Genomic DNA, 14,096 nt, shown 5'->3' with positions numbered 1-14,096 from the left:
CCTACCGGCGAGCGCGTGGGCCGTCGGCCGCCATCCGCCTGTGACGTCCTCGTATCGACTGAAGCGGCGGGTAGAGCCACTTCTTCAGAAGCCGCTGGAGCCGTGGCATGACCAGCCAGGTCACCATCGCGGTCACACCAAGACACAAGGCCAGGGTCCGCAGCAGGAAATTGGCGTCCTTGATGAACGGGATCACCAGCACATTGAAGATGAGAACCGGAGGGAAGACCGCGCTCAGATTCACCAGCCACAGCTTCCATTTGGGCGGTGGTGGCAGCGGCCGCACCGGCCCTTTGAACCAGTTCTCCAGTCCCGAGGTGCGCTGTGTTCCCTTTTCCTGGACGAAGGACCCGGTACGGGACGCCAATCGTGCGCGCTCCAGCGAGGAATCCCATGCCCGGGCCGGCCCTTCCGCCTCGAACCGGTAGAGGACGTGCCACTCCGAGGAGGTCGAACCGGATCCCATCACCCCGCCTCCGAGATATCCCGGAAGGCTTGCCGCGGCATTGAGCATCTCGATCGCCCAGACATAGAACTCGCTTTCGCGGCCGGGGTCCACCCGGTATGCGGCAGTCACCGTGACCGGTTCACTGTCCACTCCAGCCGCCACTCCTTTCCACGCCGTTGTCTTCGCCTGTCGGGCCCGGCGAGATGACACGAAGTGTTCCACACCGTGCGATCGGGAACAGTGGAATGCTCAACAACGTACATAAAAACGCGGAAAGGCCGCCGTGACCTGGGCGTTATCTACGGTTCAAGGTTCTGACGGGACCGCGGCGGGGCCGCTCATAAAGAATCTCCGAGCGGGATTGAACATGATGAAGCGCCGGGCCGTATGAAACGTAATGCGGCCCGGCGCTTCGTGGTTTCGATCAGCTCGATGAGCCCGATCGGCTCGGTCAGCCGAGTACCTTCTCCAGCGCCGCCAGCGCCCCCTCCAGCTCCTCACGGGTGATGGTCAGCGGCGGCGCCAGACGGATCGTCGAACCATGGGTGTCCTTGACCAGGATCCCCTCGGCCATCAGCCGCTCGCTCACCTCGCGGCCGGTGCCGAGCGCGGGGTCCACATCGACGCCCGCCCACAGCCCGCGGCAGCGGTAGCCCACGACGCCCTTGCCGGTCAGCGCCGCCAGCCCGTCCCTCAGCACCTCGCCCAACTCCCGTGCCCGGCGCTGGAATTCCCCGGTGCGCAGCAGCTCGACCACGGCCGAGCCGACCGCCGCGGCCAGCGGATTGCCGCCGAAGGTGGAGCCGTGCTCACCGGGGCGCAGCACCCCGAGCACCGCACGGTCGGCCACCACCGCCGACACCGGCACGATGCCGCCGCCCAGCGCCTTGCCGAGCAGCAGCACATCCGGCATCACCGACTCGTGCTCGACGGCCAGCGTGGTGCCGGTGCGGCCGAGACCGGACTGGATCTCATCGGCGATGAACAGCGTCCCGGTGCGCCGGGTCAGCTCGCGCACCCCGCGCAGATAGCCGTCATCGGGGATGACCACGCCCGCCTCGCCCTGGATGGGCTCGATGAGGACCGCCGCCGTGGTCTCGTCCACGGCGGCCTCCAGCGCCGCGAGGTCGTTGTACGGCACGACGCGGAAGCCCGGGGCGAACGGGCCGAAGCCGTCGCGGGCCACGGGATCGGTGGAGAAGCCGACGATCGTCGTCGTACGGCCGTGGAAGTTGTCGGCCGCCACCACGATGGTGGCCTGGTCCGGGGCGACGCCCTTCACCTCGTACGCCCACTTGCGGGCGACCTTGATGGCGCTCTCCACCGCCTCCGCACCGGTGTTCATCGGCAGCACCATGGAGAGCCCGGTGAGCTCCGCCACCCCCTCGGCGAACCCGGCCAGCCGGTCGTTGTGGAAGGCCCGGGAGGTCAGCGTGAGCTGGTCGAGCTGGCGGTGGGCGGCCTCGATCAGCGCCGGGTGGCGGTGGCCGAAGTTGAGGGCGGAGTACCCGGCCAGCATGTCCAGATAGCGGCGCCCCTCGACGTCCCGGACCCAGCTGCCCTCGGCGTGGGCGACGACCACGGGCAGCGGGTGGTAGTTGTGCGCGAGGGAGGTCTCCTCGGCCCTGATCAGCTCCTGCGAGGAGCGGGCGACGCCGTTCGCCGCGGCCGGGCCGGAACCGGAGGCGGTGGCACCGGAGGCGGAGGAGTCGGAGGCGATGGGGGTGGTGGCGGTCATCAGCGGATCTCCTGTGTGCAGCACTTGATGCCCCCGCCGGCCTTGTGCAGTTCCGACAGGTCGACGGGGACGGGGACGTAACCGCGGTCGGTGAGCTGGTCGATGAGCCCGGTGGCCTGGGGCGCGACGAAGACGTGCCGGCCGTCGGAGACCGAGTTGAGCCCGAAGGCCATGGCGTCGTCGCGGGTGGCGATCAGCGCGTCGGGGTAGAGCCGCCCCAGCACCTCACGGCTGCCGGGGGAGAACGCCTCCGGGCAGTACGCGATGTTCCGGTCGTCGAGGACGAACAGCGCGGTGTCCAGGTGGTAGAAGTACGGGTCCACCAGCAGCAGGCTGATGGTCGGCACCCCGAAGAACTCCTGCACCTCCTGATGGGCCGCCCGGGTGGTGCGGAAGCCGGTGCCCGCCAGGACATAGGGCCCGGCCGGCACCAGGTCGCCCTCGCCCTCGCACACCGATTCCGGCGGATGGACGTCGAATCCCGCCGCCTTGAACCACCGTTCGTAGGCGAGCTGTTCCGGCCGGCGCTGCGGTGCGTGGAATCGCGAGCCGAAGACCCGGCCCTCCAGGACGAGGGCCGAGTTCGCCGCGAACACCATGTCCGGCAGTCCCGCCACCGGCTCGATGAATTCGACCCGATGGCCGTGGTCGCGGTAGGCGCGGATCAGCGTCTCCCATTGCGCCTGGGCGAGGTCGGTGTCGACCTCGGTGTCCTCACGCATCCAGGGATTGATGGCATACCGCACATCGAAATATCTGGGGGCACAGGTCAGGAAGCGCCTGGGGCGCGGCACACGCGTAAGGGGCAACGGAGGATTCCTCTCGCTTCCGCGGGCGACCGGGGGGATGAATCAACGGTAGAAAGCGGAGGAGAGGGGAGACAAGAAAAGAAAACTGCGTGTCGGCGCACCGATGCTGCGTGCGGAGGCCGGTTCGCGGCGGTTCATTGCGTCGCCGTCGCGGGAGGGGCCGCACCGGCCTCCGCACTGCCCGTGAGCAGGTGCGACAGCACCATGTAGCTGATCGTCTGGCGGACGAAGGGCTCGGCCCGGATGCGCTCCAGCACCTCCTCGAAATGCTCCACATCGGTGGCCATGACATGCAGCAGGGCGTCCGCGCCGCCGGTCACCGTCATGGCCGCGATGATCTCCGGATAGTTGCGCACGACCTCCGCGAGACGCCGGGGCGGCGCGGCGCTGTCGCAGTACACCTCCACATACGCCTCGGTCCGCCAGCCGAGGGCGGCCGGGCGCACGGTGGTGGTGAAGCCGGTGATCACATCGGTCTCCCGCATCCGGTCGACGCGGCGCTTGACCGCGGAGGCCGAGAGCCCGATCGCGGCGCCGATCTCCGTGAAGCTGGTCCTGGCGTTGGCGACCAGCGCCGCAACGATTTTGCGGTCCAGATCATCGAACGGTACGGCCTGATGTGTCATCATCTATCGTCCTTTGCGTCTTTCGCCCCATGCGCGAAGGGGCCTCTTCCCTGCACTCAAAACCGCCCCATACTCAGTGAGTGCCTGAGGCGTCTTTTTCTCTACGCTCTTTCAGAAAGATTCCACAAGAGGGGGCGTGAACCAGGGCACGAGCCCCCTTTTCTCCGGGGTCGCGCGGTATGGGCTCCGGGGGTACAAGGGCGGTGCGCCGGAACGGCCGAATCCACCGCGGTGATACGACACCACCTACCGGCCCTGTCCTCCCGGGCGTAGCGTCAACTATTCCACCTCTCCTTTCCGGACGATGAGCCGCTCTCCCGACGGAGACGACTCGCCATCCAACGGGGAAAGGCCACGAGTACGTCCAACGCCGCGCCGCACGCGTCGAATTCACCATGAAAACCGATTCCGGAACACCGGCGGTCCCACCGTGCATTCGGCGACTCGCCGTACCGGCGGCCCCGTACTCCGGTGTGAGCGAAAGGGACCACCGTCATGACCCTCCTCAGATCCGGCAGGGCGTCGTGAGCCCGCGCCGGCACCCACCCCGGCCGGCCCCCGGGGGCCCCGGAAACCCACGGGACACCGTCGTCACCGGCCTGGGTTTCTGCCTCCCGGGCGGCGCCGAACCCGTCTTCACCGCGGCCCAGGTGTGGGACATCGCCTCCCACGGCCGTACCGTCCTCGGCCGGCACGGTATCCACTACGGCTCGGTGCACCTCAGCGCCGAGCAGTTCGCCGAACGCCTCCCCGACATCCCCGAATTCTTCTCCCGCCACTACACCAACGCCCACCGCTACGGCCTGGTCTCCTTCGTCGAGGCGTGTGCCGACGCGGAACTGGACGTGGACGCCGGTGAACTGGGCGAGGCGGCCGTGCTCGTCGGCCGAGGCGGCGTGGACGCCAATGTCGACAGCTATGTCTCCCTGCTCGGCGCCGACCCCGACTCCGCCACCGCCTTCGACGCCGTGGAGATGCTCGTCGCGACCGAACAGGCCGTTTCCCCCTCCGATGTCGCCCTCGTCCAGGGAGCCCTGGCCCGGACCGTCGGTCCCTGCTTCACCGTGTCCTGCGGCTGCGCGTCCGCCGCCGTGCAGATCGGCAACGCCCGTCGGCTCATCGCGGCCGACGAGACCGATCTCGCGCTGGTGACCGGCGTCGACGTCTTCAACGTCGGCCTCATCCAGAAGAGCCAGCGGCTGCTGCGCGGCGCCCAGCACGCCCACGACGCGACGGACGCCGTCGGAATGCCCGATCTGCTGCCCTCCTTCGACTCCCTGATGCGTCCCTACGACCGGCGTGCGGACTGCATCAACCACGGCGAGGGATCCGCCACCGTGATCCTGGAGAGTCGGGAACACGCCGGGCGGCGGGGTGCCCACATCTACGGCCAGGTGCTCGCCACCGCCCTGACCCGCGACGGCCTGGCCAACCCGCTCGCCGCCGACGACTCCGGCGCCCAACTGGTCAGGGCCGTCCGCCTGTGCACGGGCGACCGTTGGGGGATCGAGCAGTTGCCGTACATCAACGGCGCGAGCGACGGCGACCCGGTCGTCACCGCCCTGGAGGCCAACGCCGTCCGCGAGCTCTACGGCCCCGCCTCCACGGTGCTGATGTCCTCTCAGGAAGGGTGTTTCGGCCACCTCGGATCGGCCTCAGGCTGCCTCGACCTCGCCCTGACCCTGATGATGATGGAGTACGGCGAGGTGTGCCCCACCGCCAACTGCGAACAACCCGCCGACGGGCTCCCCTTCGACCCCGTCCCCGGCACCCGCACCCGTCCCCTCGACTTCGACCACGCGCTCAGCTTCAACTACCAGATCGGTGGTGTGAAGCACGCGATGCTGCTGGGCGGCCCGGACGCCACCTGAGTCCGTAACCCCCGCGGCGATCTCCACCCCACGGCCCCTCACGGCCCCCACCCCGGGCCGAGCACCACCCACGGAGACCCCGATGCGTCAGCACACTCCTGCCCCCGGCCGCTCCCCCGGCCACATCGCCATCGTCGGCATGGGCTGCCGGCTCCCCGGTGACACCGACTCGCCCGCCGCCCTGTGGCGGCTGCTGGCCGACGGACGCGACGCCGTCGGCGAACCGCCCGCCGAACGCGCCGCGCTCTGGGCGGCCGACCCCGCCACGACCGCCCGGCCCGCGTCCGCACCGCCCGTACGCGGCGGTTATCTGCGCGATGTGTCCGGCTTCGACGCCGACTTCTTCGGCGTCTCCGGACGCGAGGCCGATGTCCTCGACCCCCAGCACCGGCTGCTGCTCGAAGTGGCCTGGGAGGCCCTGGAACACGCCGGAATGCCACCCGACCGGCTCGGCTCCACCGCCACCGGCGTCTTCGCCGGGATCAGCTACAACGACTACCTGAACCGGCTCGACCGACGCCCCCGGGAACGGGAGGTCGAGGGCTCCGTCCTGACCAACGGGCACTGCGTCGCCACCGGCCGGATCTCCTACCTCCTGGGCCTCCACGGCCCGTCGGTGGCGCTGGACACCGCGTGCTCCTCCTCCCTGGTCGCCATCCACCTGGCCGCCCAGGCGCTGCGCACCGGGGAGTGCGAACTGGCCCTGGCCGGTGGGGTGACGCTGATGTTCGAGCCGCGGACCACCCGCTCGTTCGACCAGATGGGCATGCTCTCGCACACCGGCCACTGCCACACCTTCGACGCCGCCGCCGACGGCTTCGTCCGCGGCGAGGGCTGCGGCATCGTCGTCCTCAAACGCCTCACCGACGCCCTGCGCGACGGGGACCGGATCCTGGCCGTACTGCGCGGCTCGGCCGTCAACCAGGACGGCCACTCCGACGGCCTCGCCGCGCCCTCGGCCGCCGCCCAGCACGCCCTGTACGAGGAGGCACTCGGCCGCGCCGGGGTGGACCCCGCCGACGTCGGCATGGTCGAGGCCCACGGCACCGGCACCCCCGTCGGTGACCCGGTCGAATTCACCAGCCTCGCCCAGGTCTACGGCACCGGCCGCGACCGCTGCGCCCTGGCCTCGGTCAAGACCAACCTGGGCCATCTGGAGCCCGCCGCCGGTGTCACCGGGCTGATCAAGGCGGTGCTGTGCCTGGGCCGTGGACAGATCCCGCCCAATCTGCACTTCACCCGGTGGAATCCCGCCATCGCCGCCGAGGGAACGCGCTTCTTCATCCCCCGCGAGCTCACCCTCTGGCCGGTGCGGACCGGCCCCCGGCTGGCCGCCGTGTCCTCCTTCGGCTTCTCCGGGACCAACGCCCATGTGGTGCTGGAACAGCCGCCCGCACCCGCCCCTCGCCCCGCACCGCCACGGCCCGCCACCCGCGCCGTTCCGCGGGTGTTCCTCGTCCCCGCGGGCTCCCCGGCCGTGCTGCCCGGCGCCGCCCGCCGGATGGCGGACTGGCTGGAGGGCGACGGCGCGGACACCCCGCTGCGCGACATCGCCCACACCCTGGCGCTGCGCCGCGGCGCCGGCCGCGGACGGCTCGGCGTCACCACCGCCTCGCGCGCCGAACTCGTGGGCTCCTTGAGGGCGTTCGCCGACGGGCAGGCCCACCCCGCCGTGGTGAGCGGCGCCGTGGGCGCCGCGGTCTCCCGCCGGCCGATCTGGGTGTTCTCCGGACAGGGCTCCCAGTGGCCCGGCATGGGGCGGCGGCTGCTGGAGACCGAACCGGCCTTCGCCGAGGCGCTCGCCGAGGCCGACGCCCTCATCGCCGCCGAGTCCGGATTCTCGGTGCTCGACATCGTCCGCTGCGGTGCGCCGGTGACCGGCTGCGGCCGGGTGCAGCCCGTGCTGTTCGCGCTCCAGACCGCGCTCGCCGCCACCTGGCGCGCCCACGGGGTGGAGCCCGCCGGGGTCATCGGCCACTCCATGGGCGAGGTCGCCGCCGCCGTGGTGGCCGGGGCGCTCTCCCTCGCCGACGGGGCCAAGGTGATCTGCCGCCGCTCCGCGCTGCTCACCCGCGTCGCCGGAAACGGCGCCATGGCCACGGTCGGCCTCGGCGCCGACGAGGTGCAGGCAGAACTCGACAGCGGCGGCGCCGCCGAGGCCGTCACCGTGGCCGTCATGGCCGCCCCCGGCTCCACCGTGGTGGCCGGGGACACCGCACACATCGAACGGCTCGTCGCCGGCTGGCAGGCCCGCTCCGTCCCCGCCGCGCTGGTCGCCGTGGACGTCGCCTCGCACTCGCCCCAGGTGGACCCGCTCCTGGCCGATCTGCGCACCGCCCTCGCCGACCTCGAACCCCGCCGCCCGGACGTGCCCTTCTACACCACCGTCCTGGACGATCCCCACACCCGGCCCGCCTTCGACGCCGACTACTGGTGTGCCAATCTGCGCCACCCCGTCCGGTTCTCCGCGGCCGTCGCCGCCGCCGCGGCCGACCGCCACCTGGTGTACGTCGAGATCTCCCCCCACCCGGTCATCACCCACCCCGTCCTGGCCGGTCTCGCCGGTCTGGTGGAGGACCCCGTCGTCCTGCCCACACTCCGCCGCGAGGAGGACGAGCCGACCACCTTCCGGACCCAGCTGGCCGCGCTGCACTGCGCGGGCGTCCCCGTCGACTGGTCCGTGCTGTACGCGGACGGCGCACTCGCCGACGTACCGCCCATCACCTTCGACCGCACCCGCCACTGGGCCGACACCCCGCTCCCCGCGGCCTCCGACGCGGCCTCGGCCGGTACGCTGCCCGGCGCGCACCTCGAAGTGCCCGGCGAACCCGTCCGCCACACCTGGCGCGCCCGCACCGGCACCGCGGCCCTGCCCTGGCTCGACGACCACCGGGTGCACGGCGCCCCGGTCCTGCCCGGCGCGGCCTCCTACGCCCTCGCGCTCACCGCCGCCTGCGAGGTGTTCGGCGCCGGGCCCGAGGAGGTCGAGGTCACCGATCTGCGCTTCCGTGAACTGCTGCGGCTCGCCGACCACACCGACCTGTCCACCACGGTGACCATGGCCGCCACCGACCGCGCCGAATGCGAGATCTTCGGACGCGACGAGGACGGCGCCTGGGTGCGGCAGGCCACCGCGGTGCTCCGCAGACTCGCCGTGCCCCCGCGCTCCCGCGCCGCCTCCGTCCGTACCCTCGCCCTGCGCCATCCCGCGCCCATCGAGGCCGAAGCGCTGTACGCCAATCTGCGGGCCCGGGGCGTGGCGCACGGCCCGGCGTTCCAGGGCATCAGCGAGGTGTCCGCCTCCCGCCACGGCAACAGCTTCTGGGCCCGGGTGCGGGTCCCCGAGGCCGCCCGCGAGCCCGGACACGGGCTGCGTGTCCACCCCGTCCTGGTCGACCTGTGCGCCCAGCTGCTCATCGCCGGGCTGCTCGACGAGGGCGACCGGCGGCTGATGCTGCCCGCGCGGATGCGATGCGTACGCGTCCTCGGCGACCCCGGGACCGCCGTGTACTGCCACGCCCGGCTCGCCGAGACCACCCCCGGGGCCACCGTCGGCCACATCCGCCTGCTCGACGCGGCCGGCCGGCCGGTGCTGGCCGTCGACGGGCTGCGGGTCGTCCACCGGGCCGCGGAGCGTGCGGCCGAGGCCGACCAGTGGTTCCTCGAGGTCGGCTGGCGGCGCGCCGCCCGGCCCCCGGCCACCCGGCCCCCGGGGCGGTGGCTGGTCGTCGGGGAGGCCGCCGGCACCGCCCGCCCGGTGGCCGCCGCCCTGCGCACCGCCGGAGCCACCGCCCGGGTGTGGGACGTGCCCCTGGCCGACCAGGGGCTCGACGCGTTCCGCGACGCCCTCACCAACCGGCTCACCCGCCCCGGGGAACGGCCGCGCGCCGTGGTGTTCGTCTGCGGCCCGCACCCCGCCGAGGGCGGCGCGGAGGACGGGCTGCGCCGCATCCGCCGGCTGCTCGCCGCCGCCCAGGCACTCACCGCCCGCTTCCCCGAACCGCCCCGCCTCTACGCCGCCACCTCGGGCGCCCGCACGGTGACCCCCGGCGACCTGGCCGACCCCGGACAGAGCGCGCTCCGCGGACTCCTGCGGGTGCTCGCCCTGGAACACCCCGAGCTGCGGGCCACCTTCGTGGACACCGACCCGGCCGCCCCGGACCAGCTCGCGGACACCCTGGCCGCCGAACTCCTCGCCGACGGCCCCGAGGACGAGATCGCACTGCGCGACGGAGCCCGCTACACCGCCGAACTGGACCACGCGCCGCTCACCGACACCGAGCGCACCACCGCCGCCGCCCGCACCGTGCGCTGCGGCACCGACGGCTTCCGGCTGCGCGCCGGACGCCTCGGCGACCTCGGCAGCCTGGAGCTCACCACCAACCCCCGCCGCCCGCCCGGACCCGGTGAGGTGGAACTGCGGGTGCTCGCCGCGGGCCTGAACTTCCGTGACGTCCTCACCGCCATGGGGCTGCTCCCCGGCGACGAGGACATCCGCTACCGGCTCGGCTTCGAATGCGCGGGCGAGGTGAGCGCGGTGGGACCCGGTGTCGACCACCTCCGCGCCGGTGACCGGGTGGTGGCCGCCGATGTGCACGGCGGCGCCTTCGGCTCCTTCACCGTCGTCCTCGCCGACCACACCGTGCCCCTCCCCGAGGGCCTCGACCCGCACACCGCCGCCGGGCTGCCGATCGCGTTCCTCACCGCCTGGTACGCGCTGCGCCACATCGGCCGGGTGAGCGCGGGGGAGCGGGTGCTGATCCACTCGGCCACCGGCGGCACCGGCCTGGCCGCCATCGCGGTGGCCCGGCTGCTGGGCGCCGAGGTGCTGGCCACGGCGGGCAGCGCGGAGAAGCGGCGCTTCCTGCGGGGGATGGGCATCGCCCGGGTGATGGACTCCCGGTCGCTGGACTTCCGCGACGAGGTCATGGAGGCCACCGGGGGCGAGGGCGTCGACGTGGTGCTCAACTCCCTCTCCGGGGCCGCCATCCGGGCCGGTCTCGAGTGTCTGCGCCCCTTCGGCCGCTTTGTCGAACTCGGCGTCCGCGACATCCTCTCCGACGCCCCGCTCGGACTCTCCCCGCTGCGCCACAACATCACCTTCTCCACCGTGGACCTCAGGGAGCTCCAGCTGGACCGCCCGCGGGAGTACGCGGCGATGCTGCGCGAGGTGCTCACCGCGATCGGCGAGGGCCGTCTCAAGCCACTGCGCTGCACCACCTATCCGCTGGCCGAGGTCACCGACGCGTTCCGGCAGATGGCCGGCGCCCGCCACATCGGCAAACTGGTGCTGACCATCCCGCAGGAGGGCCAGGTCGACGCGGTGCTGCCCGACGGACCGCTCACGGTGCGGGACGGCGGCACATACATCGTCACCGGCGGTCTGCGCGGTCTCGGGCTCGCCACCGCCTGCTGGCTGGCCCGCCAGGGCGCGGGCCACCTGGTGCTCAACGGACGGACCGCACCGGTCGGCGCCGCCGCGCGGACGCTCGCCGAGCTCTCCGCCGCAGGCACCAGGATCACCGTCGTCACCGGCGACATCGCCCGCCCGGACACGGCCGAGCGGCTGGTGGCCGCCGCCACCGCCGACGAGGGGGAGTCCCCGCACGGCGTCGTCCACTCCGCGATGGTTCTCGACGACGCGGCCGTGGCCAACATCCGCGAGGACCAGCTGCGCCGCGTATGGGCGCCGAAGGCCACCGGGGCGTGGCGGCTGCACCAGGCCACCGAGGGGCACCGGCTCGACTGGTTCGTGGTGTATTCCTCCATGGCCTCCCTGCTGGGCAACGCCGGACAGGGCGCCTACGCGGCCGCCAACGCCTGGCTGGACGGCTTCGCCGCCTGGCGCTCGGCGCGCGGGCTGCCCACCCTCGCGGTCAACTGGGGCCCGTGGGGCGAGACCGGAGTGGCCACCGGCTTCGCCGACCGCGGCTACCAGACGATCCCCACGGACGAGGGGCTGCGCGCGCTGGGCGCCCTGCTGGCTCATCGGCGGGTGCAGACCGGGGTGATCCCCGGCGAACCCGCCACCTGGATCCCCGCCACCGGCCGCCGGTCCTCCCTGTTCGCCCCGCTGCTCCCCGGCGACGACTCCCCGGCGGCCCCCCGGGAGAGCACCGACGACATCCGCGCCCGGCTGGCCGCCCTTCCCGCCGGTCCGGCCCGCCGCACCGCGCTGGAGTCGTATCTGACCGATCACATCCGAGCCGTGCTGCGGCTCAGCAGCGCCACCCTCGATCCGCAGACCCCGCTCAAGTCGCTGGGCTTCGACTCGCTGCTCGCCATGGAGCTGCGGGTGCGGCTGGAGACGGGGCTGAACATCAAGCTCGCGGGCAACTTCGTCTGGCGGCATCCGACCGTGGAGGCCCTGGCCGCCGGGCTCGCCCAGCAGCTGGAGCCCGGCCCGGCCGACCGGTCGGAGGAGCGGCTGGGCACCCCGGGCTGACGGGGCCGTGGGACCGTACGGCGGCTACGGACGGGCGCCCGGGCGCTCCGGAGAATCCGGGGTCGGGCGGGCCCAGGCGCTCACGCCCAGCTTGCCGGTGGTGCCCAGGTCGACATGGTCGGGCACGGTCTGGGCGTCCGCCCCGCCGCCGTTCGGCGCGATCTTCAGATAGCGCCCGTCGGCGGCGGGGCGCGTCACATCCGTCACCAGATTCCGCCACGCCAGCCGTGCCACCGCCCGTTCACCGGGCTTCAGCCGCACCGGCCCGGTGGCCGTCTCGAAGCCGTCGAGGGTGGCGATGGCCGAGGCCCCGTGGCTGACCGTGACCTCCAGCGGCTCCAGGTCCTCGTCCAGCACCTGGACGGACGGATGGCCGCTCACCGTATAGGCGCGCGTGCCGCAGTTCACCAGCTCGATCTGCTGCACCCGCAGCCCCATCGCCGCGTCGGCCTCCGCGGCCCGCAGCAGCACCCCCGAGTCGGGGCAGGCCGCGGGAGCGGTGGGGGCGGTGGCGTCCGGCGAGACGGTGGGGCCCGCCGGGCGGGACGTGGCCTCGTCGGGCACCGCGGCCACGCCCGAGGAGGACTGCGTACCGCACGCGGTGAGCAGACCGGCCGCCGCGAGCGCGCCGAGCAGCCGTCTTCGGCGGTGCCGGGCGGCGCCCCGGAAGAGAGGCGCCGGGAGTGTGGTGATCGCATCCGTGTCCATGCGGCTCATCCTGCCCCAACGCCGGGCGGGATGAGCCGCGTTGGACCGGATGCCCCGGTTACGGCGTTACGACGTCCGCCGTGGCCACCGGCCTTCCGCTGACGAACGACTGGTTGGCCGCGAGCCCGGTGACCAGCGCGAGCGCCCCGTCCTCCTCGGTGGCCCGGCGGCGGGAGGCGTCCGAGGCGTCCACGGCCGCCGCTCCGCTGGCAGCCGCCGCATCCACCGGGCCGTCCGCCGGAGCCACCGGGCCGTAGAGCACATCGAGCATCCGCTCGTCCCCGCCGCCGTGCCCCGCGTGGTCGAACGCCGGCAGCTCCACCTCCCGCGGCGGCTCCCACAGCGGCCGCAGCACCAGCCGCGGACCGCCCGCGTTGGCCAGGGCCCGGTCGCCGTGGATGGTGCCGCGGCCGGAGGCGGTGCCCAGCAGCGGCGGCTGCCACGCGCTCTCCTCGACCTCCAGCTCCAGCCGGCCCCGGGTGCCGTTGAACATCACCCGGTAGCCCTCCCAGGGGGAGTAGGCGGTCAGGTGGTACGTCATGGTGGCGCCGGTGTCATAGCGGACCAGCAGCGCCATGTCGTCCTCGATGGTGATGTTGTCGCCGAACACATTGCGGTCGCGGTGGTAGCCGTCCGCGCCCTCGGCGTCCAGGTACAGCGAGCGCATCGCGTCGTTCTCGGCGAGCTCCAGCGCGAACGGGTCGTCCTTGGCGGCGGCGGCGCCGTGGGCCCGCTCGTACTCGCGCCGGTAGCCGCTGCGCACGCCCGCCGCACGGCCGTAGAAGCCGAGCCTGCCGTAGCCGAACACCTCCTCCGGCCGGGCCCCCAGCCACCAGTTGACCAGGTCGAAGTGGTGGCTGGACTTGTGCACCATCAGCCCGCCGCTGTGCTCCTTCTCGCGGTGCCAGCGGCGGAAGTAGTCGGCGCCGTGCCGGGTGTCCAGCAGCCACTCGAAGTGCACCGACAGCACCTCGCCGATGGCGCCGCCGGACAGCTGCCGGTGGACCTCCTCGTGCACCGGGTTGAAGCGGTAGTTGAAGGCGACCGCCAGATGGTTGCCGGTCTCCCGGACCGTCTCCAGGATGCGGCGGCACTTGGCCGCGTCGGTGGTCATCGGCTTCTCGGTGACCACCCGGCAGCCGGCCCGCAGCGCGGGCACGATGTACGCGTCGTGCAGCGCGTCCACGCAGGTCACCACCACCTCCTGGATATCGTCCGCGCGCAGCCGCCGCTCGAACTCCTCCGGGCTCCAGGCGGCGGCCTCCGGCTCGCCCGCCTCCTTCAGCAGCCGCTGGTGGTGGGCGATGCGCACGGGGTTCGGATCGCACAGCGCGGCGACCCTCAGCCGTGGGCGGCGGGCCAGCGCCTCGGTGAACATCTGGGCCCGGGAGCCGGTGCCCACCACCACGGCCCGGGACGGGGTGCTGCCGACGGTCATGCGTCCTCCAGCG

Annotated in this window: 8 protein-coding genes; 2 read left to right on the top strand and 6 right to left on the bottom strand. The window is 72.9% G+C overall.

Features of this window, described 5'->3' with window-relative positions:
• Position 1: 1 nt before the first annotated feature.
• From KHP12_RS08465 to KHP12_RS08450, 4 genes are all read right to left on the bottom strand, one after another.
• On the bottom strand, positions 2-598 hold the full coding sequence (locus tag KHP12_RS08465) for a putative antibiotic biosynthesis monooxygenase (protein WP_086884065.1): 597 nt from the start codon (positions 596-598) through the stop codon (positions 2-4).
• Between the two features lie 301 nt (positions 599-899).
• Complete coding sequence (gene rocD, locus KHP12_RS08460) at positions 900-2,186, bottom strand: ornithine--oxo-acid transaminase (RefSeq protein ID WP_244203130.1); 1,287 nt, start codon at positions 2,184-2,186, stop codon at positions 900-902.
• Complete coding sequence (gene ddaH, locus KHP12_RS08455) at positions 2,186-2,995, bottom strand: dimethylargininase (RefSeq protein WP_086884066.1); 810 nt, start codon at positions 2,993-2,995, stop codon at positions 2,186-2,188. Before ddaH ends, rocD begins: the two co-directional genes overlap by 1 nt.
• A gap of 134 nt (positions 2,996-3,129) precedes the next feature.
• Entirely contained in the window at positions 3,130-3,621 is a 492-nt protein-coding gene (locus tag KHP12_RS08450) for an Lrp/AsnC family transcriptional regulator (RefSeq protein ID WP_037950578.1), read from the bottom strand.
• Between the two features lie 524 nt (positions 3,622-4,145).
• Here KHP12_RS08450 and KHP12_RS08445 point away from each other — a divergent pair.
• Both KHP12_RS08445 and KHP12_RS08440 read left to right on the top strand, forming a co-directional pair.
• A complete protein-coding gene (locus KHP12_RS08445; protein WP_086884067.1) occupies positions 4,146-5,492 on the top strand; it encodes a beta-ketoacyl synthase N-terminal-like domain-containing protein in 1,347 nt (448 codons plus the stop codon).
• Positions 5,493-5,574: 82 nt separating this feature from the next.
• Positions 5,575-11,937 (top strand): type I polyketide synthase, encoded by a 6,363-nt coding sequence (locus KHP12_RS08440; RefSeq protein WP_211832347.1) that lies wholly within the window; start codon positions 5,575-5,577, stop codon positions 11,935-11,937.
• 24 nt (positions 11,938-11,961) lie between these two features.
• On the opposite strand, the gene KHP12_RS08435 is transcribed toward KHP12_RS08440, so the two are convergent.
• Together KHP12_RS08435 and KHP12_RS08430 are read right to left on the bottom strand one after the other, a co-directional pair.
• Positions 11,962-12,645: a DUF4232 domain-containing protein gene (locus KHP12_RS08435; protein ID WP_167442613.1), complete on the bottom strand. Its 684-nt coding sequence runs from the start codon at positions 12,643-12,645 to the stop codon at positions 11,962-11,964.
• Positions 12,646-12,703: 58 nt separating this feature from the next.
• Positions 12,704-14,083, bottom strand: coding sequence for a Gfo/Idh/MocA family protein (locus tag KHP12_RS08430; RefSeq protein ID WP_211832344.1), 1,380 nt, complete (start codon positions 14,081-14,083; stop codon positions 12,704-12,706).
• Positions 14,084-14,096: the final 13 nt, after the last annotated feature.

The organism is Streptomyces asiaticus (assembly GCF_018138715.1).
In the GTDB taxonomy this organism is placed as follows: domain Bacteria; phylum Actinomycetota; class Actinomycetes; order Streptomycetales; family Streptomycetaceae; genus Streptomyces; species Streptomyces asiaticus.
This window is presented reverse-complemented; position numbering and strand designations above follow the sequence as displayed.